27 protein-coding genes are annotated in these 25234 nt (G+C 56.6%); 18 read left to right on the forward strand and 9 right to left on the reverse strand.

What is annotated here, in order from left to right; translation table 11 throughout:
* Window positions 1-89 precede the first annotated feature (89 nt).
* From phnG to CFE35_RS18905, 8 genes are read left to right on the forward strand one after another with little or no spacing between them, the layout of a single operon-like run.
* Entirely contained in the window at window positions 90-575 is a 486-nt protein-coding gene (phnG, locus tag CFE35_RS18870; RefSeq protein ID WP_292933021.1) for a phosphonate C-P lyase system protein PhnG, read from the forward strand.
* 2 nt (window positions 576-577) lie between these two features.
* The gene (phnH, locus tag CFE35_RS18875) at window positions 578-1195 is read left to right on the forward strand and encodes a phosphonate C-P lyase system protein PhnH (protein ID WP_292933023.1); all 618 of its coding nucleotides are present in this window, start codon (window positions 578-580) and stop codon (window positions 1193-1195) included.
* A gap of 2 nt (window positions 1196-1197) precedes the next feature.
* Entirely contained in the window at window positions 1198-2331 is a 1134-nt protein-coding gene (locus CFE35_RS18880; RefSeq protein WP_292933025.1) for a carbon-phosphorus lyase complex subunit PhnI, read from the forward strand.
* A complete protein-coding gene (locus CFE35_RS18885) occupies window positions 2328-3269 on the forward strand; it encodes an alpha-D-ribose 1-methylphosphonate 5-phosphate C-P-lyase PhnJ (RefSeq protein WP_292933027.1) in 942 nt (313 codons plus the stop codon). Before CFE35_RS18880 ends, CFE35_RS18885 begins: the two co-directional genes overlap by 4 nt.
* A 2-nt stretch (window positions 3270-3271) precedes the next feature.
* Window positions 3272-4090, forward strand: a complete 819-nt coding sequence (gene phnK / locus CFE35_RS18890; RefSeq protein WP_292933029.1) for a phosphonate C-P lyase system protein PhnK — start codon at window positions 3272-3274, stop codon at window positions 4088-4090.
* Window positions 4091-4138: 48 nt separating this feature from the next.
* Window positions 4139-4843, forward strand: a complete 705-nt coding sequence (gene phnL, locus CFE35_RS18895) for a phosphonate C-P lyase system protein PhnL (protein WP_292933031.1) — start codon at window positions 4139-4141, stop codon at window positions 4841-4843.
* A 36-nt stretch (window positions 4844-4879) separates the two neighbouring features.
* Entirely contained in the window at window positions 4880-6025 is a 1146-nt protein-coding gene (locus CFE35_RS18900) for an alpha-D-ribose 1-methylphosphonate 5-triphosphate diphosphatase (protein ID WP_292933033.1), read from the forward strand.
* Window positions 6022-6720, forward strand: coding sequence for a DUF1045 domain-containing protein (locus CFE35_RS18905; RefSeq protein ID WP_292933035.1), 699 nt, complete (start codon window positions 6022-6024; stop codon window positions 6718-6720). The genes CFE35_RS18900 and CFE35_RS18905 overlap by 4 nt, the downstream gene beginning before the upstream one ends.
* Here the strand turns inward: CFE35_RS18905 and CFE35_RS18910 are convergent.
* The 6 genes from CFE35_RS18910 to CFE35_RS18935 form a co-directional block, all read right to left on the reverse strand.
* Complete coding sequence (locus tag CFE35_RS18910; protein ID WP_292933036.1) at window positions 6717-7130, reverse strand: DUF1330 domain-containing protein; 414 nt, start codon at window positions 7128-7130, stop codon at window positions 6717-6719. The two genes, CFE35_RS18905 and CFE35_RS18910, sit on opposite strands and share 4 nt — an antisense overlap.
* Entirely contained in the window at window positions 7127-8029 is a 903-nt protein-coding gene (locus CFE35_RS18915; protein ID WP_292933037.1) for a haloalkane dehalogenase, read from the reverse strand. The genes CFE35_RS18910 and CFE35_RS18915 overlap by 4 nt, the downstream gene beginning before the upstream one ends.
* Window positions 8030-8090: 61 nt before the next feature.
* Window positions 8091-10565, reverse strand: a complete 2475-nt coding sequence (locus CFE35_RS18920; protein WP_292933038.1) for a cation-translocating P-type ATPase — start codon at window positions 10563-10565, stop codon at window positions 8091-8093.
* Window positions 10528-11232: a cytochrome c3 family protein gene (locus CFE35_RS18925; RefSeq protein ID WP_292933039.1), complete on the reverse strand. Its 705-nt coding sequence runs from the start codon at window positions 11230-11232 to the stop codon at window positions 10528-10530. The genes CFE35_RS18920 and CFE35_RS18925 overlap by 38 nt, the downstream gene beginning before the upstream one ends.
* Window positions 11229-11819 (reverse strand): hypothetical protein, encoded by a 591-nt coding sequence (locus CFE35_RS18930; protein ID WP_292933040.1) that lies wholly within the window; start codon window positions 11817-11819, stop codon window positions 11229-11231. Before CFE35_RS18930 ends, CFE35_RS18925 begins: the two co-directional genes overlap by 4 nt.
* 8 nt (window positions 11820-11827) lie before the next feature.
* A complete protein-coding gene (locus CFE35_RS18935) occupies window positions 11828-12562 on the reverse strand; it encodes a helix-turn-helix domain-containing protein (protein WP_292933041.1) in 735 nt (244 codons plus the stop codon).
* A gap of 196 nt (window positions 12563-12758) precedes the next feature.
* On the opposite strand from CFE35_RS18935, the gene CFE35_RS18940 reads away from it, so the two are divergent.
* Entirely contained in the window at window positions 12759-13385 is a 627-nt protein-coding gene (locus CFE35_RS18940) for an NAD(P)H-dependent oxidoreductase (RefSeq protein WP_292933042.1), read from the forward strand.
* Here the strand turns inward: CFE35_RS18940 and CFE35_RS18945 are convergent, their stop codons facing one another.
* On the reverse strand, window positions 13386-13739 hold the full coding sequence (locus CFE35_RS18945; RefSeq protein WP_292933043.1) for a DUF4342 domain-containing protein: 354 nt from the start codon (window positions 13737-13739) through the stop codon (window positions 13386-13388).
* 166 nt (window positions 13740-13905) lie between these two features.
* Between CFE35_RS18945 and CFE35_RS18950 the strand changes: the two genes are divergently transcribed.
* From CFE35_RS18950 to CFE35_RS18965, 4 genes are read left to right on the forward strand one after another with little or no spacing between them, the layout of a single operon-like run.
* Window positions 13906-15279 (forward strand): efflux transporter outer membrane subunit, encoded by a 1374-nt coding sequence (locus CFE35_RS18950; RefSeq protein ID WP_292933044.1) that lies wholly within the window; start codon window positions 13906-13908, stop codon window positions 15277-15279.
* Entirely contained in the window at window positions 15276-16613 is a 1338-nt protein-coding gene (locus tag CFE35_RS18955) for an efflux RND transporter periplasmic adaptor subunit (RefSeq protein WP_292933045.1), read from the forward strand. Before CFE35_RS18950 ends, CFE35_RS18955 begins: the two co-directional genes overlap by 4 nt.
* Entirely contained in the window at window positions 16610-17350 is a 741-nt protein-coding gene (locus CFE35_RS18960) for an ABC transporter ATP-binding protein (RefSeq protein WP_292933046.1), read from the forward strand. The genes CFE35_RS18955 and CFE35_RS18960 overlap by 4 nt, the downstream gene beginning before the upstream one ends.
* On the forward strand, window positions 17350-18579 hold the full coding sequence (locus CFE35_RS18965) for an ABC transporter permease (RefSeq protein WP_292933047.1): 1230 nt from the start codon (window positions 17350-17352) through the stop codon (window positions 18577-18579). Before CFE35_RS18960 ends, CFE35_RS18965 begins: the two co-directional genes overlap by 1 nt.
* Before the next feature lie 113 nt (window positions 18580-18692).
* Here the strand turns inward: CFE35_RS18965 and CFE35_RS18970 are convergent, their stop codons facing one another.
* Window positions 18693-19229 carry a general stress protein gene (locus tag CFE35_RS18970; RefSeq protein WP_292933048.1) on the reverse strand — a complete coding sequence of 179 codons (537 nt, stop codon included), beginning with the start codon at window positions 19227-19229 and terminating at the stop codon, window positions 18693-18695.
* A 33-nt stretch (window positions 19230-19262) separates the two neighbouring features.
* Window positions 19263-19730: a hypothetical protein gene (locus tag CFE35_RS18975; protein WP_292933049.1), complete on the reverse strand. Its 468-nt coding sequence runs from the start codon at window positions 19728-19730 to the stop codon at window positions 19263-19265.
* Between the two features lie 118 nt (window positions 19731-19848).
* On the opposite strand from CFE35_RS18975, the gene dps reads away from it, so the two are divergent.
* From dps to CFE35_RS19000, 5 genes are all read left to right on the forward strand, one after another.
* Window positions 19849-20370, forward strand: a complete 522-nt coding sequence (dps, locus tag CFE35_RS18980; RefSeq protein WP_292933050.1) for a DNA starvation/stationary phase protection protein Dps — start codon at window positions 19849-19851, stop codon at window positions 20368-20370.
* A 525-nt stretch (window positions 20371-20895) separates the two neighbouring features.
* Entirely contained in the window at window positions 20896-21495 is a 600-nt protein-coding gene (locus CFE35_RS18985) for a biliverdin-producing heme oxygenase (protein WP_292933051.1), read from the forward strand.
* A gap of 44 nt (window positions 21496-21539) precedes the next feature.
* Window positions 21540-24122, forward strand: a complete 2583-nt coding sequence (locus CFE35_RS18990) for an HWE histidine kinase domain-containing protein (protein WP_292933052.1) — start codon at window positions 21540-21542, stop codon at window positions 24120-24122.
* Between the two features lie 87 nt (window positions 24123-24209).
* Window positions 24210-24437 carry an entericidin A/B family lipoprotein gene (locus CFE35_RS22555; RefSeq protein WP_366557164.1) on the forward strand — a complete coding sequence of 76 codons (228 nt, stop codon included), beginning with the start codon at window positions 24210-24212 and terminating at the stop codon, window positions 24435-24437.
* A gap of 33 nt (window positions 24438-24470) precedes the next feature.
* Window positions 24471-25052: an RcnB family protein gene (locus tag CFE35_RS19000; RefSeq protein WP_292933053.1), complete on the forward strand. Its 582-nt coding sequence runs from the start codon at window positions 24471-24473 to the stop codon at window positions 25050-25052.
* The last annotated feature ends 182 nt before the right edge of the window (window positions 25053-25234 follow it).

Here is a 25234-nt window from a genome sequence, read left to right on the forward strand (position 1 = left end):
GCAATGACACAATAAATCTGTTGAATTTATACTAGTATAACGATAGCATAATGCAAGTCCTAATTCAATCAATTCAAAAGTTGTTCGCTATGACCCAATCGTACACAGACGAATTTGTTGACAATTCCCAGTTGGCCGGCACGCCCCGTCAAGGCTGGTTGTCGACTTTGGCAAAGGCCCCAGCGTCAGAGGTTTTAAGGCTTTGGGAGGGCTTGGTTGCGCCAGAAAGCCAAATTCTTCGCCCCGCTGAAACCGGCATGGTGATGGTGCGTGGTCGCACAGGCGGCGCAGGCAATCCGTTTAACCTTGGCGAGATGACGGTCACGCGCTGTGCGATCCGTTTGGCTACCGGGGAAACCGGCATCGGCTATGTGGCCGGTCGAGATAAGGCGCATGCCTATGTCGCAGCCGTTGCTGACGCGATGATGCAATCCTCCGTCTGGCACGACCAAGTTCGCGACGGTCTGATTGAACCCTTGCAGCAGGCCTCTGATGCACGACGCGATGTCCTAAGCCGGAAGGCAAAGGCCACGCAGGTTGAGTTTTTCACCATGGTTCGAGACCGGAAGGCCTAGATATGAATGCCCCTCTAAATCTTGCTGAATTGCGCCCCGGCTTTTTTGAGCCCGTCCGTGACAGCCAAAGTGTTTTTCGTGCGCTCCTGACCGCCACAGCCCAACCCGGGACCCAGGTAGAGCTTGGCAAAGCTTTGACGCCACCGGTCGGTCTCAATCAGACAGCGGCAGCCGTGCTGTTAACTTTGGCGGATCAAGATACCTTGGTTTGGCTAGAGCCAAGCTTGCGCGGTGGTGCGGTCGAGAGTTGGCTTCGGTTCCACGCATCTTGTCCATTGACCGAGCGAGCAGAAGAAGCTGCTTTTGCCGTCGTGTCTGATACAGCGCTTGCGCCGCAACTTCTGTCAGCTTTCAATCAAGGCGACGCCAAATATCCAGACTTGGCGACCACAGTGCTTGTGATGGTCCAAAATCTTGAGACAGGCGGGAAATTGGTTCTCGAGGGACCCGGGATTGAGACGGTCGCAGAAATCGCCCCGCAAGGCGTCCCAGATTTCTTTTGGTCAGAGCGCGCCGAATTAGTGGCTCACTTTCAATTTGGGATCGACGTGATGCTGTGTGCTGAGGCTACGCTTGTATCGATCCCGCGTACCACCCGCATTCAGATTAAAGGGGAATAAGCATGGCTTATGTGGCTGTTAAGGGCGGCGAGCGCGCGATCACCAACGCGCACGCCTGGCTGGGCGAAGTGCGTCGTGGCGATGTCGCTGTTCCTGAGTTGAGCGTCGCACAAATTCGCGAACAAATGGGTTTGGCGGTTGATCGTGTGATGGCCGAAGGCTCTTGCTACGATCCTGATCTGGCCGCTTTGGCCATCAAGCAAGCGCGCGGCGATCTCCCGGAAGCTATTTTCTTGCTGCGGGCTTATCGCACAACTCTGCCACGTTTTGGCGCGTCGACCCCGATTGAGACGGCGGACATGGCCGTGCAGCGCCGGGTATCTGCGGCATTCAAGGACATTCCAGGTGGGCAGGTCCTAGGGCCAACGTTTGATTATACCCACCGTCTGTTGGACTTTAAGCTGGCGGCTGATGGCGGCCATGACGTCCCGCCGGCACAAGTTGCCGAAGAGCTCATGCCAACGCAATTGGCGACAATTGCGCAAGTCTTTGCGCATGAAGGCCTGTTAGAGGCCGATCCAGTCGCGGAGACCGACACGCCGCCCTATGATCTGACCCGCGAGCCGATGGCCTTTCCAGCCGAACGCGATCAACGCCTGCAGGCCCTTGCACGCGGCGATGAAGGTTTCCTCTTGAGCCTTGCTTACTCCAGCCAACGTGGCTGGGGTTCAACCCACCCCCTGTGCGGCGAGATCCGGATGGGTGAAGTCAGTGTCGGCTTTACGCCTGATGAGCTGGGCTTTGAAATTGAGCTGGCCGATTTGCCGATGACGGAGTGCATCATGCTGTCAGGGTTTGCAGGCTCTGCCGAGCAAGCACCGCAATACACGCGCGGCTATGGTCTCACTTTTGGCCACAACGAACGCAAAGCGATGAGCATGTCGATTGTCGACCGCGCGCTTCGCGGCCGTGAGTTGGGCGAAGAGGGCCAAGCGCCCTGTCAGGATGAAGAGTTTGTGCTCTATCACTCCGACGTGGTGGAAGCTTCGGGCTTTGTTCAACACCTCAAGCTGCCACATTACGTCGACTTCCAGGCTGACCTTCAATTCCTGCGTCGTCTACGTCGGGAGTTCTTTGACGCCAAAGCAAAGGCTTTGGCAGAGCAGGCAGAGCACATGAAGGAGGCCGCAGAATGACCGCCACCGAAGCATATTCGCTCCCCAACGCGGCACCAGAAGACCGCTATTACACCTATGCTTATCTGGATGAGCAGACCAAGCGGATGATCCGCCGTGCCATCTTGAAGGCCTTGGCAATCCCTGGCTATCAAGTCCCCTTCGGCTCGCGCGAGATGCCCGTCCCCTACGGTTGGGGTACGGGCGGCATTCAGCTGACTGCAGCCATTATTGGCCCAGAAGACGTTTATAAGTGCATCGACCAAGGGGCTGATGATACCACCAATGCGGTCTCTATTCGTCGGTTCTTTGCCACTGTGGCCGATGTTGCCACAACCGAAGACACCCGCGAAGCGACGATCATTCAGTCGCGCCACCGGATTCCCGAGCAGCCCTTGGCCGAAGGCCAAATCATGGTGTTCCAAGTTCCCCAGCCAGAGCCTCTGCGCGGCCTAGAACCACGAGAAACCGAGACGCGCGCCATGCATGCCTATGGTGAGTATGGCCTGCAATATGTCTCACTCTATGAGAATATATCCGCCTACGGACGGATTGCTGCAACGGCAGGTTATCCTGTGATGATTGATGAGCGCTATTTGATGAGCCCTTCACCCATTCCCAAGTTTGACAATCCCAAAATGCACATGAACCCAGCGATCCTATTGTTTGGCGCGGGTCGTGAGAAGCGGATTTACGCGGTCCCACCATTCACACGGGTGCGCAGTTTGGACTTTGAAGATTATCCGTTTGAGACACAAAGTTGGGACGAAGTTTGTGCCCTATGCGGCGCCAATGATTCCTATCTGGACGAGGTGGTTCTCGACGATCAGGGACAGCACATGTTCGTCTGTTCCGACAGCCACTATTGCGCAGACCGCCGTGCCAAAGGCCATGCAGGTCCCATGGCAGGACACGCGCTTGCCCACATTGAGACCGAAATCGCGGCAGAGGAAGCATAGCCATGACTGACATCTTGGATCGGCCCGCTTCTACAAATTCTGATGGTCGTGCAGAGCCTCTGCTGCGCGTCTCTCATTTGACCAAATATTATGGTCATGTCGCTGGGTGCCTCGACATTAGCTTTGAGATGAGACCTGGGGAAGTTCTTGGCATTGTTGGCGAGAGCGGTTCGGGTAAAACGACTCTTCTCAATTGCATATCCGGCAAGCTGGCCCCCACTTCAGGGTCCATTGCCTTCAACTCGCGTCGTCATGGCTTGGTGGACATCTATGATTTGTCAGAGCCAGATCGACGCCGCATGCAGCGCGAAGATTGGGGCTTTGTGCACCAGAATCCTCGTGACGGCCTCAGAATGCGTGTTTCGGGTGGTGCCAATGTCGCTGAGCCATTGATGAACCTCGGTCGCCGCCATTATGGCGACATGCGGCAAGCAACCATGGACTGGTTGAGCCGCGTTGAACTTGATTTGGGTCGCGTTGACGATAAGCCGCGGAACTTTTCTGGCGGCATGCAACAACGCATTCAGATTGCCCGCAATCTAATTCATAACCCCCGCCTTGTGTTTATGGATGAGCCGACCGGCGGGCTAGATGTTTCCGTTCAGGCGCGTTTGCTTGATCTATTGCGCGAGTTGGTGCGGGACCTTGGACTGGCTGCCATCATTGTGACGCATGATATGGCCGTTGCCCGCCTCATGGCAGATCGCTTGATGGTGATGAAAGGCGGTCATGTCGTGGAGACTGGCCTAGCCGATCAAGTGCTCGACGACCCGCAGCATCCCTATACCCAATTATTGGTCTCAAGCGTGCTGCAAATCTAAAGCACCCTTGTTCCATCCTCTTTAGCCTTTGTTTGAAGCGATCCTCCCATGACCCAAGAAGCAGCTATCCGCGTCGATGATCTCAGCAAGATTTTCACCCTGCACAATCAAGGTGCGACGTCGATTGGCGTCTTTGAGGCGCTCAAGCTGGAAGTGATGCCTGGCGAATGTGTTGTCTTGGCGGGTGAATCCGGCGTCGGGAAGTCGACCCTAATGCGAACCATTTATGGCAATTACTTGCCAACCTCGGGCGGGGTTTACGTAAGCCATGACGGCGTGCCCGTGGATATCACCAAGGCACCGCCGCATCAGGTGCTGGAGATCAGACGGCGGACTTTAGGCTATGTCAGTCAGTTCCTACGCGTGATCCCGCGTGTTTCAACGCTGGATCTCGTCGTTGAGCCGTTGCTTGAAAATGGTGTCGAACTGGAAGAAGCACGCGAGCGGGCGATCACCCTTCTGCAGGCTTTACGTTTGCCAGAAGCACATTGGGAACTGCCGCCGTCAACTTTCTCTGGTGGAGAGCAACAGCGCGTCAATATCGCACGCAGCTTCATCCGCGAATATCCGGTCCTTCTGTTGGATGAGCCAACGGCTTCCTTGGATGCTGCCAATCGCGCCATCGTCGTAGAACTGATCAATGCGGCTTTGGCTAAAGGTGCCGCCATGGTCGGGATTTTCCATGATCATGATGTCCGTGATGCGGTAGCCACGCGCTTGTTCAATGTCTCAGAATATAAGGCTGCAGCTTAGGTCTCTTTGACGCTATAGTTTTAGGTGGAGGCTTTTATGCGTACCAGCTTGTTCTCGAAACGCGTCGTTGCACACGAAGGAGTCGTGGCCGCTCAGGTTGAAATTGAGGATGGTCACATTGTCGCGATTGTCCCAAGCGAAACGCGTTCTTCGTCGGACGCGCACGATTTAGGCGATGACTTTCTCATCCCTGGTCTGGTCGACATTCATACGGACAATCTGGAAAAGCATTATCAGCCGCGCCCGGGTGCGCATTGGGATAGTCTCGGGGCGGCTTTAGCCCATGATGGCCAATGCATCATGGCGGGTATTACGACCGTCTTTGACAGTCTCAGTCTGCATGGCCGCAAGGACGGCCTCGACCGCAAAGAGGCTTTGGCCCCGATGATTGCGGCAATGGATCAAGCGGGCGCGGAGGGTCTGCTGCGCGCGGAGCATTTGTTGCATTTGCGCTGTGAGATCACGAACCCTGAGCTGTTGAGTTTCGTGGAACCCCATCTCGACAATCCCCGGCTCAAGCTGCTTTCGGTTATGGATCATACCCCCGGCCAACGCCAGACGGCTGACCTCAATCGCTTTAAGGAGCGGATGGAGAAAGCCGGTACTGGGCGTCAAGAACTGGACGCTATGTTGGCCGAACAGACGGATTGGCGTGATCAGACAGTGGCTCCCAAAAACCGCGAGACCATTGTGGCCTTGGCCCGTGAGTTCGGCATTGCCCTAATGAGCCATGATGATGCAACGATAGAACATGTTGAGGAAAGCCATCAGGATGGCTGTGTCGCGGCCGAGTTCCCGGTGAGCCTTGTTGCTGCCCAACGCGCGCGCGAGCTTGGCCTACTGAATGTGATGGGTGGCCCAAATTTTGTGCGCGGTGCTTCCCATTCGGGTAATTTGAGTGCGCAAGCCTGTGCGGCGGCCGGTCTATTGGATATTCTGTCATCAGACTATGTGCCATTGTCGATGATCCGTGCGGCCTTTATGTTGGTAGAGGCTCCCTTCAATTGGCCGATCCAGCGCGCCATCGACACGGTCGCTAAGAATCCCGCCCATGTGTGTGGTCTGACCGATCGCGGCGAGATTAAAGTGGGGCAACGAGCTGATATGGTTCGGGTCTATCTTTCGCCAACGGGTTGGCCCATTGTCCGCGCGGTTTGGCGTGAAGGACAAGCAGTGGGATGATCCCCCGTTACGCGATTTATTATGCGCCGCGAGAGGTGCACCCTTTGAGCCAGATGGCGTCTGCTTGGCTTGGGCGTGATGCGTTCACCAACCAATCCTTTGAGCGCCCGGTTCTCCCCGGATTGGAAGGGATCAACCTCGACCAATTGACGCAAGACGCGCGTCAATATGGCTTCCACGCGACGCTGAAAGCCCCTTTTGAATTGCACCCTGAGCAAGACGAGGTGGGCCTTTTGTTAGCCTTTAAAGCGCTCACCACCCGCCATGCACCCTTTCAAGCGGATATACAGGTCGCGGCTCTGGGGCCATTTTTGGCCTTTGTGCTGGCAATGGACTCGCCGCAGATGCAGGCGCTGCACACGGATTGTGTGGTCGCGCTTGATGGCTTCCGCGCACCATTGAGCGACTTTGACCTTAATCGACGTCTGCATGCGGGCATAAGTCCGCGTCATGAGAGCCAGTTACGGGAATTTGGCTATCCCTATATTTTTGATGACTTTCGCTTTCACATGACCTTGACCGAGCGCATTCCCGATCAAGCGCGACGAGTACAGGTCTTGGCGGTCTTACAAGACCATTTCCAAGCCTTTGCTGGCCCACATAAGTTCGAAACCTTGGCAGTCTTCAAGCAAGGGGCGCGCGATGAGCCATTCACCATCTTGGATCTGCAAAGCCTTACAGGACCCAGCCTTTAGCCGCCCATGACTTTGGTGCGAATGTTCAATTGACCGGCAAGGCCTGCCATCCGATGGACTTCGATGGCTTGATAGTCGGGCGATTGCACCATCGCCAACATGGCTGCGCGGGAGGGATATTCGGCAATCGCCACCATGTCCCAAAGCTCTTCCACTTGGCCCAACATCAGATCGGTGACCATGCCCGAAAAGCGCGTTTTGCCGCCAACGGCTTCGACGCACGCCACAACGGCCATACCATAGCGCATATAGGCTTCACGGCCTGTCAATTCAGGCTCTGACCCGTCTGGATAGGTCGCCTTCTCCTTGAACTTCAACAGATTGACCATGCAGAATGGCCCATCTTCCTCACCACCAAAAAAGGCTGTTGCGCGTTCTGGGCTTGGAAAAACTTCATTGGTCACATTCATCGGGTCACTACTTTCATAATCGAGGCTACAAAACCTTGCGGGTCATCTTCTTGGATAAAGTGGCCCCCATGCAAGGTCGTATGGGGTTGATTGGCAGTGCCGGGGACGCGGCCAACGAACAATCGCTGCCCGCCGCGTGTAACTGGATCGCCGTCGCTAAAACAGCAGAGGAAGGGCTTTTCCCAGGTGTCCAAAACCTTCCAAGCTTTCAGTTGGTCTGGCACCGCAACATTGTCGCCAATGGGCACAAAGGACGGGAAGATGCGCGCGCCTGCCTTATAGCGTGCGTTCGGGAATGGAGCGTCATAAGCCGCGATCTCGGCAGGCGACAGCCTCCGTTTGGTGCCCCCCTGAACAATTTTGCCGATCGGGAAGACTGGGCTGAATTGTGAGAAGGCGCGCCATATCTTGAAGGCAGCGGGGCCACTTTGACCAGCAGGAAGACCACCGTTCGACAGCACCACAGCGGAAAAGCGATCTGGCATCTCGGCCAATAGTCGAAGGCCGATCAAAGACCCCCAGTCCTGACAGACCAAGGTAATGTTCTTCAGATCCAAGGCCTCAAGCCACAGGCGCATCCAAGCGACATGTTTGGCATAGCTATAATCCTGTTTCGAAGCCAGCTTATCTGAGCGGCCAAAGCCAATCAGGTCTGGTGCTACAGCCCGAAGGCCTTCGGCCACGACAGGCCCGATCATGTGGCGATACAAATAGCTCCATGTTGGCTCGCCATGCAGCATCAGAACGACCGGGGCGTCGCGCGGACCTTCATCGACATAATGGACGCGCATGGGCGTCTGGGTTTCTGGGTCCTTGATGGTCAAATAGCGGGGCAAGAAGTCAAACCCCTCAACCGCCTCAAATGCCGCATCTGGCGTACGTAAAACCTTCAAGCTCACTCTCCCCTGGCCCCTCTCAATTATTGACACTTAACGTGTCATATTTCAACCGAGGGGTCAATCAAGTTGTTGATTGTCGGACAGGGCCTTTAGCAAAGAAGCGAACGACTACGGACCAGCCCCCCGCCAAAAAGGCGACGCCAAGTGCCAGTGCCAGGTCTGCGCCGCCCAATGGGGCCATCTTAAAGATTTTGGCCAACCACGGCACATAAAGGATGGCTGCCAACGTCGCGGAAACAAGCCCGGCCACGATCCATAATAATCTGTGACGACGGTCAAACGGACTGATTGAAGGCTCATAGCCATCCACGAGTGCCAAGGTCACATTGCCTGTCACCAAGCAGACATAGCCCATCGAGCGTGCGGTCGTTTCTGGGATTCCCGTCTCAATCGCCCAGAAATAGAGGCCCAAAACGCCGCCCAGGAGGATTAGGCCTTGAAACCCAGCCCACGCCATTTGGGACAATCCAAACAGAGGTTCACTCAAGGCGCGCGGTGGCTGAACCATGGCCGAAGCTTCGCTCGGCTCGGCTTCGAAAACGAGCGAGGAAATGGGATCAATCATCAACTCCATCACCACAATATGCATGGGGAACAACATCGGGGGCAGTCCCAATAGGATGGGTAGCAAAGCGAGGCCTGCGATGGGGATATGGATCGCCAGCACATAACCAAGGGCCTTTCGCAAATTGGCAAAAATGCGCCGCCCAAGTCGCACGCCAGAGATGATGGAGGCGAAGCTGTCGTCGAGCAAAACCAAGTCAGCCGCCTCGCGCGCCACATCGGTGCCGCGCTGGCCCATCGCGATCCCGACATGAGCGGCTTCTAGGGCTGGTGCGTCATTGACCCCATCGCCCGTCATGGCAACGACATGACCCAAGGCTTGAAAGGCCAAGATCAGCTTAAGCTTTGCCTCGGGCCGGACCCGCGCGAAGATCCGTACATGGGCTAGGCGGGCTTGAAGCGCTTCAGGCGATAAATCCTCAATCTCTTGGCCGGTCAGGACGCCCGCGCCAGCATCGAGTCCGGCTGCCTTCGCAATGGCCAAGGCGGTGGCGGTTAAGTCGCCTGTGATCATGGCGATCTGAATGCCCGCTTGGCGGGCTTCAGCTAAGGCCGCTGGCACATCCTCTCGCAAGGGGTCGATGAAGCCCAGCAGACCGACGAATTCAAACGCAACATCTTCAATCTTCAGATCGGTCTTCATGTCTGTCCGGGCCTGAGCGCAGGCCAAAACCCGCAGGCCAGAAGAGGCCATGGCCTCCAATTCAGCTTCGATGCGTGCCCGGGCCTCTGGTGGTAGATCGGGGCACAGATGCAGCACGGCCTCTGGAGCGCCTTTCGTTGCCCAGATGCGCTGCCCTTCATGCTGCCAGTTTTGGATGACTGCTAATCTTTGCGGGGCGAGTGGGCTGACACTCTTGAGCGCAAAATCATTGAGCTCTACTGCCCCAGACGTTTGGGCATTGGCTGCTGCGTGGATGGCTTTATCCATCGGATCGATCGGGTGAACCGCACTGGCCAAGGTGCCAACCTGCAGGACCTCAGCATGATTGGTTTCATCAAGGGACCAGACACGATCAACTCGCATTTGGTTCTGGGTCAGCGTTCCGGTCTTGTCGACGCACAACAGCGTAATGGCACCCAAAGTCTCGACCACCGCTGCGCGACGTACGAGCACGTGGTGTTGCGCCAGACGTTGCGAGCCCATCGCCAAAAACACTGCGAGCACGAGCGGAAACTCTTCGGGCAAGAGGGCGATGGCCGCGGTGAGGCCCGCCAGTCCGCCAGCCAACCAGTCGCCACGCAAAAGTCCGTAAGCTGCGACAATGGCGAGGCAAACGACGAGCGCGCCTAAGCTCAGCCAAATCACCAAACGGCCTGTGCTGACTTGAAGGGGTGTTTGCTCAATCTCGCCTGAAAGTGCTGTCCCGATCATGCCGATCTGGGTGTTGCCGCCGGTCTGGGTTACAACGGCTAACCCTTCGCCGCTGACGACCAAGGAACCGGCAAAAAGCGAGACATCCTGCCCCAAGGTTTTGCTGGCAGGCGCTGATTCTCCGGTCAGGACGGCTTCATCCATCATCAGCAAATGGTCTGAGACGAGGTCCGCATCGGCTGGGAAGCGTTCTCCGGCATTGGGGATGATCAAATCACCGGGCACCAATTGATCGGCTGGCAGCAGGCGTGTTTGACCGTCGCGGATCACATGCGCATGGGGTGCCGCCAAGTCGCGCAAGGCATGTAGCGCGCGCTCGGACCGCGCATCTTGAAAGACGACAAGGCCCATAGAGACGCTCGCCGCAAGGACCAGAAACGCCCCTTCGGCTAGGTCGCCAACCATGAGATAGAGTGCTGCAGCCGACAGCATGAACAGAAACATCGGTTCTTTAAGGGTGCCAAAAATAATCCGCAGGACAGAGCGATCCTTGACGACAGCCAGACTATTGGGCCCGAATTCCTCTAGCTTCTGGTCGGCTTCTGCTTGGGTTAGGCCTTTAGTCATCGTCTCGCCCTTCGCCTTTTTCACCGGCATGGCCGCCACGATGGCACGACGTGCATTTTGCCGTCATGACGATGCCTTCTTCGGCATGTTTCTGCTTAAGGCGCGCGGGCTCATGCGCGTGGCAGGTGGTGCAATTGTATTGGCGATAGTCTTGCGCAACCACGTGGCACGTGGCGCAGGCGACATCATGTGGGCCGGTTAAGGCAAAGAAGCGGCCATGGTCAAAATGGGCAGGCTTCCAGCTTTCTTGGGTATGGCATGAGCTGCAATTGCTCTTCATGGCTTGATGAAAAGCAGCCCTTGGTGGCGTGTGGCAACTGACGCAATTGGCCTGAGCGGGCTGGCCGATTAAGGCGTGTGAAAAATGCGGCTGCACGCTAACCGGTATGATCCTGCCCTTATGTTCGGTATGACAGGTGAGGCAGTCTTGTGTTGTGAGGCGCTTGTGAAAGGACAGCGGGTTGGCCCCAGTTTGGCCTTTAGTCCGGCCAATGTTGGCGACGGCGTGGCAGGTCACACATCGCTCTGCGACGGCACCTTGGAACGGTGCATGGCAGGAGACGCATTGATTATCCAATTTGGCGTGCGCTTGGGTCAGCTTTCCTGGACTGATCATCGCATCTGGCTGGAAATAAATCAGCGTTAAGACAACTGAAAAGGCCAACAGTCCTGCAATCATCAGCCAGATCCGGGTCACTGAAAGCCCCAATACCAAGCTTCGACGGCAATGTGGGTCAGGGCGAGTAAGGCGAAAGCGCTGGCGATGGGGATATGGACCTGATGCCATTTCCGGATGACGTTTAGGGCCAAACTGGCGGCATGGGTTTGTGTTTCAATGCTGGCTTCAGGGACCAGCTCTTCCCGCAGTCGTGCTTGGGTGGCTGAGAAGCGCTTGCGAACCCGCTGCAGCAGATATTTGCCGGTCAGGCCGCTGCAAACATTGATCAGCATGGCCCAAACGGCAAGCCAAGCCAGCCAAGCATTAAAATGGATGCCCGCATGCACCAAGATGAAAAGGGAACCAGCCCAAGCCATGATTTCGTGCACGTGGAGCAGTTCCACGGGCTGGCCAACCGAGATCAGCTTTCGCTTACGTAAAGAATAGCCAAAGGAAAAGATGATCAGCAAGACGCCTGGGATGCCCAATAGCTTCCCGATCCAAACAAGATTTCCAAAGTGGAGTGCAGCATCAAGCGCCAGCGCACTCGCACCCAACAGAGCCAAGGATGCTGCAAACGGCAGGACATCGAAGAAGAAAACATTATCCTTGGCTTGCGCTGACATGGTCTTGGCTAGCCAGCAGACGCAGCTGCAAGATCAAATGTCCGGCGGGCTGGCATCCTAGGGGAGAATGCAAGACTTGATGGGCTAGGTACGTGCCGGCTAGTCGCCAAACTGCCCGTCAGCGCGAGAGATTGTAAGACTGCAGCGCGTTGGATTTTGAACTTGCGCAAGCCCAAAAGATCAATGATCTTCAGGTCCCGCAACTTCGTCATTTCGCGGCTGACCGTTTCAAAGGTCATGCCAAGGTGGTCGGCAATGTCGGCCCGCATCATCGGTAAATCGACGAGGAGCTCTCCGCCGACCGATTGGCCCAAGCGTTGACCTAAGCTGGCCAAAAACCACGCAAGCTTTTGTTCGGCGGGGGCAAAGCTGATCATGACGACATGCTCGCTGCCAGGCTCTTGTCCGCCATAGGCGGCGTCAATCACCTTCATGGCCCGTGTAGGCTCTGATTGCAGCATGCGCTGAAGGCCCAAATGCCCCAGCCGCGACACGCGCGACGCACAGGCTGCTTCCGCATCAACCTGTTCTGGCCCATGCGTCCCTAAGCCGAACACGTCGCCCGGATAACAAAAGGACAACACACACCGCCTGCCACCCTCCGTCATCTTTTGCAGGCGGATACAGCCGCTCTCAACTTGATAGATTGCGCCGCTGGGGTCGCCCTCCGAAAAGAAGGGGCGGTTTCGCGGTCGGCTCATGAAGAGATCAAGATCGCTTGTTTGGAGTAGGGGTTTGGCCATGCAGTGAGCCTCCATCAAATCTGTTGAGTGCCCCGGAGAGACGCGCGGCTGCCACAGTTTTGGTTCAACCTTTCTGGCTGCAAGCGGTTCCGTCCGTACATGACGTTTCTTGTGTGTTGGGCCCAAGCTGGAGCATAGAAAACGCGGCGCTTCACGCTTTTTCGCCGTGGCGATTTGATGGCGATCAATTCGAAGGATGGGCTATCAGGAAAAGAATGACGCTAAATTCCTATATCGAGGTAAGCGCATGACCCATATTTGCATCATTCAAGGCCATCCAGATTCACGAGGCGGGCACTTATGCCACGGCCTAGCGGCTGCCTATCGTCAGGGTGCGGTAGACGCCGGACATCGCGTTTCTGATATCGACATTGGTGGCCTTACCGTTGATTTTATTCGTAATGCGGATGCAATGGCCCTGCCGCCGAATGAGACGATCCAAGAAGCGCAGCAGACGATTCTAGAGGCAGAGCATTTGATGATCATCTATCCGTTATGGCTTGGCACCATGCCGGCCTTGGTGAAGGCCTTTTTTGAGCAAGCCGCGTGCGGAGATTTCTTTCTCGAAAAGACAGAAAAGGCTTGGCCAGTTGGCAAGCTGAAGGGACGCAGCGCGCGCCTTGTGGTTACCATGGGCATGCCAGCAGCTGCCTATCGCTTATTGATGGGCAGCCATGGCGTGAAGGGGTTTGAGAGTGGGATATTGGGGATTGCCGGCATCGGCCCAATCCGCGAAACCCTGTATGGCAATGTGGAGGGCAGTCAACGTACCCGGACAAAATGGCTGGCAAAGATGCGAGACCTTGGTGCCCGGGCGCGCTGATCAAGCAGGCATAGAGTCCTTTTTGGGCGATGGGCTGGCAGGGCCAGGACCGCTGCGGACAATTTCGACCCGCACTTTGGTGACATAGGAAGCCAAAGCCCCCAAAATCGCCAACATCGGTGCTGCCAGTACGACCGCACCGCCGGCAATAGCTCCGAGCGTCAGCGGCATATCGACCACAATGTCACCATCGGGCTCAACGATCCGGATACGGCGCACTTTGCCTTCCGCGGCCAATTTCTTGACCGAGGCAATCAACTCATCACCAACCAGTTCGACATTCTCAGTCCAGGTCGTTTTCTTCTCGTCTTTATCATGCTCCGCATGGGCTTCGTCGTCTTTATGATGGCTCATGGTCTGCTCCTCGGTTTTGTGGGTAAGTGGGGAGCGTACGGGCAAACGCCGTGACAGGCTTGATGCCGGTCAAACCGCCAGCAGCAATCATCGGCTTAGTGGGCGTATGATGAGACGGTACGCGCCCACACAATGGAACAGACCAAGGGTCGGCGCTCTATTTGTGTTGACCGCGTTTACTTTGGCAGCATGCGCTACGCCGCAACCCTATGAGCCTTCAAACAGCCGTACCGATGTGCCTGCCGTCTGGTCCGCCCCGCAGCCCACGGTGCCAGCGACGGATTTAACCCAGTGGTGGGAGAAATTTCACGACCCGATTCTAAGCCGACTGATCGACGACGCCTTGGTCGCAAATCCCACTTTGGAGGGGGCCGCAGCAAGCCTGCAACAAGCCCGTGCGCTGCGCGACGTTGCCGAAGCTGGACTTTGGCCCCAGGGCCAAGGCACGGGGTCCGCGCGCAGGTCAACGCAAGGCACTGCCGCCAGTAATCGCGCCGCTTCCACCTTGGTTTCGCTGGGCATTGAAGAGAGTTGGACCTTGGATGTGTTCGGGGGCAAGCGCAGCGCGCTCGCAGCCCAGCAAGCGGCCGTCTGGTCGCGCATGGCTAATCTAGGCGATTACCGCGTCCAAATCTCCGCAGAGCTTGCGACGACCTATATCAATCTGCGGGCCGCGCAGGCACGTTTGGCCTTGGCGCAGCAAACCCTGTCCAGCCAGTCGCACACCCGGCAATTGGTAGGATGGCGTCGTCAGGCAGGCTTGGTTAGCGCGCTCGATAGCGATCAGGCCGACTTTGCCTTTGCGTCCACTCAAGCAAGCCTGCCCGCTCTTCAAAACGCGATCACCCAGTCAAGTCATGCCCTCAGCGTCCTAACCGGCAGGCCGCCACTGGAGTTGGTAGGTCTGTTGGAAGAGGTGCGCGCAGTGCCCGTGGTTGAGACCAGCCTTGTCCTAAACCTTCCCGCAGAGACCCTGCGTCGGCGCGCGGATGTTCGGGCTGGCGAGTTTGCGGTGCTGGAAGCCTTAGGGCGATTGGGGCAGGCCGAAGCGGCGACTAAGCCAAGTTTCACTTTAGGCGGCTCTATCGGCCTTTCGGCAGCAGGTCTCGGCACGTTGCTCAACGGCTCCTCGCTGCTCACGGCCCTATCGGCATCGGTTCTGGTTCCCATTGGGCCTGGCCCGGCAGCGCAAGTGCGCGCCGATCAGGCGGGGGTTGAGCTGGCCAAGCACGCCTATCGCGGCACTGTGCTTTCCGCCTTGCGCGATGTCGAAGATGCGCTGGAGCGCTTGCGAGACAATCAAGCCTTCTTAGCGTCACTCACGAAAGCTAATGCTGCCGCATCACGCGCCTATGGACTGGCGCAAATCCGCTATCGCAGCGGCCTGATCGACTTCCAGACCGTGCTCGACACCGAGCGGGCCGCGTTTTCCAGCCGCGATGGTTTGGTGACCGCGCGCGCCAATCTCAGCCTCGATTCCATCACTTTATATAAGGCGCTAGGGGGTGGCTGGGATGCTGACCTGCGGGAACAGCCATGACCGATACCAGCAAAACAAATCCACCAAATCCGCCTGAGCTCAACACCGGGGTCAAAGAAAAACTCGATAGGCTGTTGGGGGAGGATCAGGCCAAGCCTTGGTTTAAACGACCAGTGGTTTGGATTGGAGTCGCGCTTCTGATAGCCGCAGCTCTCGGCTTTTGGTGGTGGCAGGTTCAAAAGGCCGCTCGGGCAAAGCCAATGTTTCATACTCAAGCTGCCCGCATGGGTGACGTGACTTTGAGCGTTATAGCCAATGGCACGCTGCAACCCATTCGAACCTATGCAATCGGCAGCGAATTGTCTGGCACCGTGTCGCGGGTCAATGTGGACGTGAATGACCGCGTGACACAAGGACAAATCCTGGTGGAACTGGATACCTCCAAACTGCGGGATCAGATCGCACGGACCAAGGCCACGCTATTTTCCGCGCGCGCCAATGTAGCCCAAGCGGCTGCAACTCGAAGGCAAGCCCAAGTCAGCCTCGCCCGCCTGCAACGCGTGTGGCAACTTTCCAATGGCCAAGTCCCGGCTCAGGCCGAACTGGATATGGCGAGGGCCGATGTCGATCGTGCGATTGCGGCAGGCAATATCGCAGCCGCTGGCGTCCGGGATGCGCAAGCCGCGCTCTCCACCGACGAGATCAATCTGTCGAAAGCCTCCATCCGCGCCCCAGCAGATGGCGTCGTCTTGACCCGGACAGTAGAGCCCGGAAGCGCTGTGGCCGCTTCGTTCCAATCTGTCACACTCCTCACACTCGCCTCCGATCTCGCCCGCCTGCGCGTGTGGGGCTATGTCGATGAGGCAGACGTTGGCTCTGTCATGGTTGGCCAAGAGGCGACCTTTACTGTTAGCGCATTCCTAAATCGCACCTTTCCAGCGCAAGTGACCCGCGTTGGCTCAGGCTCCACCATCACCGACAATGTCGTGACCTATCTGACCTATCTTGACGTTGCCAATGATGACTTGATGCTGAAGCCCGGCATGACGGCTACGGCTACCATCATTGCTAAGCGTCACCAGAATGTCCTGCTCGTGCCCAATATGGCATTGCGCTTTACGCCAAACCAAGCCGCTACTAGCGCCGCGCCAAAGCAAAACAGTCTGTTGAGCGCCTTAACGCCGCGGGTGCCGGGCGGGCGAGGTGTCCGAAAACAGGATCAGGCCTCGTCGGTCGCCGGTGCAAAAGTAGTCTATATCCTGCGAGACGGTGCCCCTGTCGCCATCACCATCAAGACTGGGCTCAGTGACGGGCAAATGACTGAGATTGTCGGTGGCGACCTAAAGGCGGGCATGCCCGTCATCACGGATCAACTTGCAGCGCAAAGTCCATGAGTTCGCTGATCTCGCTCCAAGGGGTGTCCAAGCGCTATGGCGAAGGGGCCAGTGAATTGATGGCGCTCAACCAGATCAGCCTTGAGATTCAAGAAGGCGAGTTTATTGCCATAATGGGGGCAAGTGGTTCCGGCAAATCGACAGCTATGAATATTCTGGGCTGTTTGGATACGCCAACCGCCGGCACTTATTTGTTCAAAGGCGTCCATGTTGAGGCGTTGAGCCGCGATCAACGTGCGCGCATCCGTCGACGTTATCTGGGCTTTGTCTTTCAAGGCTTCAATCTCTTGGCGCGGACGTCGGCGCAGGAAAATGTTGAACTGCCCTTGCTCTATCGTGGCGACTCCCAAGCGGATCGAAAGAAGGCCGCGCGCGAGGCCTTGGGCGCAGTCGGTCTGGCTGGCTGGGAGCATCACACACCGTCGCAATTGTCTGGCGGTCAGCAACAACGTGTCGCCATTGCGCGCGCAATCGTGACAGAGCCCGCGGTGGTTCTGGCGGATGAGCCGACCGGCAATCTAGACACCCAACGCAGCCACGAGATCATGAGCCTCTTGGTCGGCCTAAACCGAGATCATGGCATTACCGTCCTGATGGTAACGCACGAGCCGGACATGGCCGCCTATGCCCATCGTATGGTGCATTTTAAAGATGGAAAGGTCGCCAAGGATGCGACCAATCCTAACCCGACTTCCAGCCCGCCATTTCAGGCGGACCCTGCGCAGGAGACGGTGTGATGTTGTTTTCAGTGTTCATGCTGGCGGTGAAGTCGGTTTATCGCAATCTCTTGCGCTCCTTTCTCACTATTCTGGGCATTGTGATTGGCGTCAGCGCCGTCATCACGATGGTCACCATCGGCAATGGGGCGACCCAGGCCATCAAGGATCAGATCTCCAGCCTTGGGACCAATATCTTATTGCTCAGCCCCGGTCAGCGCATTGGCGGCGGGGCCGGTGGGGGTGGGGGCGTTCCACAATTTACAGAGGCGGACGCCGACGCGATCCGCGACCAAATTGGTGGGATTAAATTCGCCATTGCAACGTCGCAGCGTCCCGTCGTTGCCATTGCCAATGGGCATAATTGGTCGACCATAATTGCCGGTGCCGCCAATGACTATTTTGCCGCCGGAAACTGGGAACTAGCCAGCGGTCGCACGTTTGAACCAGCAGAAGAAGAAGCAGGCGCGGCGGTGTGCGTGATTGGCGAAACCGTGCGCCGGGAAGTCTTTGGCGGCACGATTGGTCAAACGGGCCTTGGCTCTGCTCTTCGGATCAAGCAATTCTCCTGTCAGGTGATTGGAATCACAAAGCCCAAGGGCCAGATCGGCATGGGGGATCAGGACAATAGCATTGTGACCCCACTCAAGACCTTTTTGCGACGTGTCTCGGGCAATAGCCAGATTGGCTTGATTGTCATCAATATGACGGAAGGGGCCGATAGCGCATCGCTGAAATCCAGCCTCACGCAATTAATGCGCGAGCGTCGCAAGTTGGGCGACCTGAAGACTGGTGGCGCGGATGATAACTTCAATATATTCGATACCCAACAATTGGCCGATACCTTGTCGGGCACGATGGGTCTATTGACGTCTCTTTTAGGCGCCGTGGCAGCTGTCAGCCTGTTGGTGGGTGGTATCGGCATCATGAATATCATGCTTGTCAGCGTCACCGAACGTACCCGCGAGATTGGGCTTCGTCTTGCCGTTGGTGCGCTGGAGGGAGAAGTCCTGCTGCAGTTTCTGATTGAGGCGGTCGTGCTGTCGGCGTTGGGCGGACTGATTGGCATTCTCTTGGCAACAGCAGCTTCGATTGGCCTCTCCTCGCTCATGAATCTGCCCTATCGGTTTGATCCGGCGATCAACATTTTCGCGCTCTTCTTCTCAGGGTTGATTGGGGTCATTTTTGGCTATTTCCCCGCCAGAGGGGCAGCGCGCATGGACCCGATTGAAGCGCTTCGTCACGAGTAAAAGCGCGTTTTGATCCGTTGGGATCAAAGTTGCGCGCTCATGATCAATTGGAGAAATGCCCTCGGCCGTCGTCAGGCAGCCGAGGGCAAATCTGTGATCATGGACCGCTGGCGTTACGCAGCGACGCCGTCATAAACATCCAAACGGCTCGGGTCAGACTGACTGAGCACGCCACGGGCTTTCTCAATCTCTTCGGCACTGCCATGCGCCATTACCAAGAAGCTGTCGGCCTTCACGTCGGTCTCATAACGGACAACACTGTCTTCAGGGACGCCGATGCTGGAGATGGCGCCACCCAAGGCACTTAGGCTTCCGATCACCAGCGCGCCTTCGAGCGCTGAGATAACGGCAGTTGCGAGATAGCCGAGCACGACGACTTGGCCGAACACGGGAACGACCATGAAGACACCGCCAAACAAGAGGCCCCACAGTCCGCCCCAAAGCGCACCGCGTGAGCCCCACATTTGGATGCGGTCGCCCATGTTGTAAAAGCCCATAACCTTTTCTTCGGTGTGATAGCCTTTGCCTACGACACTGATGTTCTTCACGCCGATACCGGCTGCTGCCAGTGCTTGCACCGCTTTATCCGCGTCTTCGTGACGAGGATAAACGGCGATGATTGTGTTTGCTTGATCCATAGGTTTCTTCATTTCTAAAAGGGGGGAGGGGAGGATGGATTGGCGCTATTTGTCGAATTCAATCGTGACGCCGCTGATTGCCAAGGTGAGTTCGAGGCCTTCGCTTTGGGTGTTGAGACGAAGTTCCACGCCCTTGCGATTTGTAAGGCCGCCGGTGCCGGCACCAATCGGGCCAACCGTCGCCCCGACGCCTGCGGCACCATAAACGCCTTCAAAATCGGCGAGGCTTTTCAGCTTGTAGACTTCGGCGGTACCGTCGATGGTCGATGCACCGATACCAAGGGCGCTCAAGCCTTTGACGGTGAAGGGATAGGTGCGGCCTTTGTAGCTCAAAACCCCGTGGCCCCAGCTATAGCCAACCCCAATCGCGATGTTTGTGGCTTTAAACGTAGCTGTTGCGCTCAACGGGGTGGGAGCAGGGCTGGTGACGGGGACAGCCGGGCGCGCTTGAGCCGTGGAGGTGATGCCAAGGGCAGAGATGGCGCACAGGGCCAGAATAGGAACCAATTTCATGATGTGTCTCCAAAAGCCAGATTGGCTGATGGATCTGACTGGTAGGGCTGCACCCGATTTGCCGACTTGACGCCCGTCAATCGTGGCCCCGCCTTTCGCGCCTAGGTGAAGGTTTGGAATGCCGTCGTCCCAATTGGATAGGCTCAGGAGTTATCACATGAACAAGACACGCAATACCTTGCACGAAACCATTCGCGCCCAATCGGTTGAATTGCTCAACAAGCATTTGGCTGCGGCTATCGATCTCCATGCCCAAACCAAGCAAGCCCATTGGAATGTGCGCGGCCCAAACTTTATCGCCATTCATGAGTTGTTTGATCGTGTGTCCGAACAAGTCGAGACCTATTCCGATATGTTGGCCGAACGCGCCGGTGGTCTGGGCGGTGTGGCGCAAGGCACTGTCCAAGTCGCCACCAAAAACTCATTTCTGGTCCCCTATGATTTAGGCTTGGCCGATGAAAACCAGCATGTATTTGCCGTCGCTGGCAGTTTGGCGGCTTTTGGCCAATCGGTGCGCGAAGCGAGCGCAACAGCCGCCAAGTTTGGCGACGCCGACACCTCTGACCTGTTCACCGAGATGTCGCGCGGAATTGATCAGCAACTCTGGTTCGTTGAGTCCCATGTCGCACCGTCTGCTTAAGCATCAGAAATCAACTGGCTGGTCAGCCAAGCCTCACTATTGGGGCTTGGCGCTGGTCGCTTTGGGCTTGGGGGCGTGCGCGTCCCCATTGCCTATAACGACTGCGGACAAGGATTTGGTCATGGGGGATCGAATTTGCAGAGGCGAGGCAACTCAAATCTACTTTGCTAACCAAGATGACGTCCTAAGCCCCAGCGCGGTTCAGGTGCTGTCGGTCTTGAGCACCAGCCTCTTGCGCTGCCCACGCCGCAAGATCCTATTGTTGGCAGTATCAGGCGATGATGGTGCACCCGCCTTTACCAACGTGGCCGAGCAAAGGCTGTATCGTGTCCGTTCAACCTTGTTGGAGCGCGGCCTATCAGAGGGCAGTTTTGACGCGGAACCGACGCTTGCGCCGCATGTACGTCTTCCCAAAGGCCCAATTGGCGGGGTTGTGGTTGTAACAAGGCGGTGACCGATCAATTTTAGATTGACTTTGCCGCCCGATGCGCGCGTCATCCAAGTTGTTCTAGATGGAGATGGACTTTGGGTACGACGCGCGACCTCCTCCGTCAGGGCACTCGGACCATCCACGAGCGCCTTCACCATCATTCAAGCTTTGCGGAATTGATGGACGAAACGATTGCTCTGCCGGGCTATTTGGCGCTGCTTGAAAGCTTATACTCTTATCATCAAGGGCTAGAGCATGCTCTGGACTCCGCCATTTTTCCAGAACGGTCACAGGCACCCACAGTCGATCATCGTAGCCAACGTCTCTTGCAAGACATGGAAGAATTACGGCCAAGCAGCCCTGATCATACCGGCTATGTGCAAGCCGTCGCGCATACCGAGATTAAGTCCTACGGCGCTTGGCTGGGTGTCCTCTATGTGCGCGAAGGCTCGATGATGGGTGGACGGGCTTTAGCTGCCAAGCTTGATCATTTGTGCGGCGACCAAGCGAGCGGGCGCAGCTTTTTTCAAGGCGGCAGTGGCGATGGGGCATCTTGGCAAAGGCTCTGTCGTGCATTGGATGGCCTCAATGAACCGGAAGCCCAAGACCAAGCGCTTCAAGCGGCTCTGGCCAGTTTTCAGCTTTTTGACACATGGATGATGCCGAAAGCCGTTGTTACTCCATTTCTGGTTTAGAGTGCCCAGCGCTCTAGGGAACCAATCAACCCCGGAGGCGTTTAATGGCTATGCCCCAGACCCTTGCCTCATCAACCCTTCCCCCTGAACCGCCAACCCTGACCAATTGCGACAAGGAGCGGATCCACGAGATCAACTCGATCCAAAGCGGCGGCTTTCTGCTCGCGCTAACGCCAGACTGGATAATTGAGCGGGCCTCGGCCAATTGCGGGGAGTTTCTGAATCAGAAGCTTGAAGAGATATTGGGGGCAAATCTAACGGCCTTGATCATGCCCGAAGCGGTGCATGCGATCCGCAATCGCCTGTCCTCCCTTTATCGGCAGGATGTCATCGAGCGAATATTTGCCATTGTTCTGCAGGAAGGCGGTCCAGGCTTTGACCTCGCGGTCCATACCAGTGGCGATTTGATCCTGCTGGAGGCGGAGCTAAGCGAGGAATCGGGTGAGCTAAACGCGGGCTCTATGGTACGGTCGATGATCGACCACGTGCAGCATCAGCATCATGTGAGCGACCTAACACATGAAGCCGTCCGACTGGTACAAGCTTTGACCGGCTATGATCGTGTGATGATCTATAAGTTCCATCCCGATGGCTCGGGCGAGGTGATTGCCGAACGGTGCCGCCCATCGATGGAACCCTTTCTGGGCCTGCGCTATCCAGCGACCGACATTCCCCAGCAAGCTCGGGCGCTTTTGATCCGCAACCCAATCCGCACCTTGCTAGATATCGATAGTCCACCTTCACCTATCGTGAGCACCAAGACTTTCGCTGATGCATTGACAGACCTATCCATGAGCAGCCTCCGCTCGCACTCGCCCATCCACCTCGAATATCTGCGCAATATGGGTGTGGCGGCGACCATGACGATTTCGCTTCTCAAGAATGGCGCGCTGTGGGGCTTGATTGCGTGTCACCACATGACCGCTCGCACCATAGGCTATGAGCGGCGCACGACGGCCGAAGTATTTGGCCAAGTCCTGGCCCTGCTGATTGATCGGTGTGAGCGGGAAGAGCTGATCACGTTTGAAGCTTCGACCCGTCAGATTACCGCTGATCTTTTGGCATCCGTCGCTCTCGCTGGCGTCGCAACTAAGGACGTCGCGCAATTGGCCAATCAATTGGTCAATATTGTCCCCTGCGATGGAACAGCCTTTTGCATCGACGGCAGCGTGACCCTGAAGGGCTCCACACCCTCTTTGGAAGAATTTGAGGTGTTGCGTAGTTTTCTTGACGGTGTTTCGGCGAGCCGCGTCTATAGTAGCAATGAAATCGAAAGTGTCTGCCCGTCGGCAAATAGCTTTAAGGATCGCGCCGCAGGCATGTTGGCGATCCCCATCTCAACCATTCCCCGAGATTATCTTGTCTTCTTCCGTAAAGAGACCGCGTCGACGGTGAAATGGGCGGGCGATCCCACCAAAACGGCGGAGGTGCTTGGCCCAGGTGAAGTCCGTATCAGCCCGCGCAAGAGCTTCAAGGCGTGGCAGGAAACTTTGCACGGCAAAAGTACGCAATGGACAGATGCTGAACTGCGTGCCGCGGGAGCTTTGCAAATCACGGTGCTGGAGGTGGTTTTGCGCTTGATCAGTGCCACAGAGGCAGAGCGCAAGGCAGCCAGCCAAACGCAAGACCTTTTGATTGCTGAGCTCAATCATCGGGTCCGAAACATCTTGGGCCTCATCCGAGGCTTGATTTCGCAAACTCGGATCAATGCCAAAGACATGGATACATTCGCCAGCGTGCTGGGCGACCGGGTTCATGCACTCGCCCGTGCGCATGATCAAATCACCGCGAAGAATTGGGGGCCCGGGTCGTTTCAAACCCTCATTGCTACCGAAGCTGAGGCCTATCTGGGGCCAGCCTGCAACACCATTCATATGTCTGGCCCACCTGTATTGTTGATTCCACAAGCATTTTCTACGCTTGCCCTCGTCATCCACGAACTCATAACCAATGCCGCTAAATACGGCGCATTCTGTGGCGAGGGTGGCCATGTCGATATTACTTGGCGGATCGGCCCTCAAGGCGAGCTAATCGGCAATTGGACAGAAATTGGTGGCCCACCGGTGACAGCACCATCTCATCGTGGCTTTGGCTCTACCATCATCGAAGCGTCTATTCCCCACGAGCTGGGTGGAGAGTCCGCGATTACCTTTCTGGCCACTGGTGTGAAGGTCAGCTTCTCCGTCCCTTCCCAATTCGTCGTCTTGGAGGAACAGCCGATTAACGCCGCAACAAAGACAGCCGATACGCCCCAAGTTGGCAGCTTGCAGGGCCATGTTTTGCTGGTTGAAGACAATCTCATCATCGCCCTCGACGCAGAAGCCATGTTGCTGAGCCTTGGCGCCGAGCGCGTCTTGGTCGCCAGTAATGTAAAAGATGCGCTGGCCATTCTTGACCGTGAAAAGCCAAGCTTTGCTTTGTTGGACGTCAATTTGGGCAATCAAAATAGCTTCCCAATTGCCGATCGCTTGTTTGAGATGGAGGTGCCGTTCATCTTCGCCACCGGCTATGGCAGCGGTATCAATTATCCCTCAGATCAAAATGCGCGGCCCTTTATCACCAAACCCTATACCAAGGATTCAATCGCGAAAGCCTTGGGTGGGATTGAACCATTTATCGCCAGCTAATCGGGCCATGTCTGGAACCAAGGCCGCGTTGATACGTTTCTCTTCCATAGGCTGAGCAATCTTGCCAGCGGCCTAAGGACTAAAACGATGAAACCGAAAATCCTGATCTTGTGTTTGACGATGCTGAGCGTCACTTCTTTTGCAGCTTGCAATACCATTCGTGGTGCTGGCCGGGACGTGAGCGCTGGTGGCGAAGTGGTCAGCGACGCGGCTGGCAAAGTTCAATCCGACCTAGCCACTTCTAAAGCTAAGCAAGACGCGAAAGACGAAGCCGACCGCAAGGCAGCTGCGCGCGCCAAGCCTTACTCAAACTAGAGCCACGTGCTCGCGTCCAAAAGGACAAATCCTATGAAACGTCAAATAAGTGCCTATCTCTTGGCAGCGTCCGTGCTGTCACCTGCCTTCTTTGTCCCTGCCGCGATGGCGCAGCCCGCTCGCATTGAGTTCGGTCGGGCGGGCGGTGGTTGGGTCGATCAAAATGGCCAACCGACCCGCCGTGAACGCACCGACGCGCAAGACCGCAATATGGAACGGCGCGACAATCGGTTGGACCAGCGCGAAGCTGCCGTCCGTCAAGACCGCCGTGAGCTGAACCAAGACCGCAAATCATGGCGCGATACGCGCCGTGGCGCGACTTGGGACCAGGGCGTCCACAATGGCTATTACAATAACCGCAACCAGTGGCGTTACGGCCAGCCTTCGCAATGGCAAATGCGTCAACGCGGCTTCTCCATGGGCTATCGCCCGTGGACGCGTGGTCAAAGCCTAGGCGGCTATAACCAGCGCTTCGTCGAACTTGACTATCGCGGCCACAATCTGCGCGCCCCGCCCCGTGGTTATCGCTGGGTCGAGGATGATCGCGGTGATTATCTACTGGCAGCCATTGTCGGCGGGTTGATTGCGCAAGTGATCATCAATAGCCCGCGCTAGTCTGCTAACGAACGCAGGGCTTACCATGAAAAGGGCCCGGCCAATCAATTGGCCGGGCCTCAGACTGCTGACAAACCCCGTCATTTTGGCGGGGTTTTGTTTTATGTGTTGAGTGTTTGAAGAGAGTGGCGTTGGCAAGTAGGGGATATTTGGTTTAGGCGGGCCTTAAGTTGGGTTTTTGA

The sequence above is a fragment of the Novosphingobium sp. PASSN1 genome (assembly GCF_002278815.1).

Bases quoted from the DNA above. Each gene is read 5' to 3' on its own strand.
- phnG (WP_292933021.1), top strand. From the start codon at position 90: ATGACCCAATCGTACACAGACGAATTTGTTGACAATTCCCAGTTGGCC.
- phnH (WP_292933023.1), top strand. From the start codon at position 578: ATGAATGCCCCTCTAAATCTTGCTGAATTGCGCCCCGGCTTTTTTGAG.
- CFE35_RS18880 (WP_292933025.1), top strand. From the start codon at position 1,198: ATGGCTTATGTGGCTGTTAAGGGCGGCGAGCGCGCGATCACCAACGCG.
- CFE35_RS18885 (WP_292933027.1), top strand. From the start codon at position 2,328: ATGACCGCCACCGAAGCATATTCGCTCCCCAACGCGGCACCAGAAGAC.
- phnK (WP_292933029.1), top strand. From the start codon at position 3,272: ATGACTGACATCTTGGATCGGCCCGCTTCTACAAATTCTGATGGTCGT.
- phnL (WP_292933031.1), top strand. From the start codon at position 4,139: ATGACCCAAGAAGCAGCTATCCGCGTCGATGATCTCAGCAAGATTTTC.
- CFE35_RS18900 (WP_292933033.1), top strand. From the start codon at position 4,880: ATGCGTACCAGCTTGTTCTCGAAACGCGTCGTTGCACACGAAGGAGTC.
- CFE35_RS18905 (WP_292933035.1), top strand. From the start codon at position 6,022: ATGATCCCCCGTTACGCGATTTATTATGCGCCGCGAGAGGTGCACCCT.
- CFE35_RS18910 (WP_292933036.1), bottom strand. From the start codon at position 7,130: ATGAATGTGACCAATGAAGTTTTTCCAAGCCCAGAACGCGCAACAGCC.
- CFE35_RS18920 (WP_292933038.1), bottom strand. From the start codon at position 10,565: ATGCCGGTGAAAAAGGCGAAGGGCGAGACGATGACTAAAGGCCTAACC.
- CFE35_RS18930 (WP_292933040.1), bottom strand. From the start codon at position 11,819: ATGTCAGCGCAAGCCAAGGATAATGTTTTCTTCTTCGATGTCCTGCCG.
- CFE35_RS18935 (WP_292933041.1), bottom strand. From the start codon at position 12,562: ATGGCCAAACCCCTACTCCAAACAAGCGATCTTGATCTCTTCATGAGC.
- CFE35_RS18940 (WP_292933042.1), top strand. From the start codon at position 12,759: ATGGGCTATCAGGAAAAGAATGACGCTAAATTCCTATATCGAGGTAAG.
- CFE35_RS18945 (WP_292933043.1), bottom strand. From the start codon at position 13,739: ATGAGCCATCATAAAGACGACGAAGCCCATGCGGAGCATGATAAAGAC.
- CFE35_RS18955 (WP_292933045.1), top strand. From the start codon at position 15,276: ATGACCGATACCAGCAAAACAAATCCACCAAATCCGCCTGAGCTCAAC.
- CFE35_RS18960 (WP_292933046.1), top strand. From the start codon at position 16,610: ATGAGTTCGCTGATCTCGCTCCAAGGGGTGTCCAAGCGCTATGGCGAA.
- CFE35_RS18965 (WP_292933047.1), top strand. From the start codon at position 17,350: ATGTTGTTTTCAGTGTTCATGCTGGCGGTGAAGTCGGTTTATCGCAAT.
- CFE35_RS18970 (WP_292933048.1), bottom strand. From the start codon at position 19,229: ATGAAGAAACCTATGGATCAAGCAAACACAATCATCGCCGTTTATCCT.
- CFE35_RS18975 (WP_292933049.1), bottom strand. From the start codon at position 19,730: ATGAAATTGGTTCCTATTCTGGCCCTGTGCGCCATCTCTGCCCTTGGC.
- dps (WP_292933050.1), top strand. From the start codon at position 19,849: ATGCCGTCGTCCCAATTGGATAGGCTCAGGAGTTATCACATGAACAAG.
- CFE35_RS18990 (WP_292933052.1), top strand. From the start codon at position 21,540: ATGGCTATGCCCCAGACCCTTGCCTCATCAACCCTTCCCCCTGAACCG.
- CFE35_RS22555 (WP_366557164.1), top strand. From the start codon at position 24,210: ATGAAACCGAAAATCCTGATCTTGTGTTTGACGATGCTGAGCGTCACT.
- CFE35_RS19000 (WP_292933053.1), top strand. From the start codon at position 24,471: ATGAAACGTCAAATAAGTGCCTATCTCTTGGCAGCGTCCGTGCTGTCA.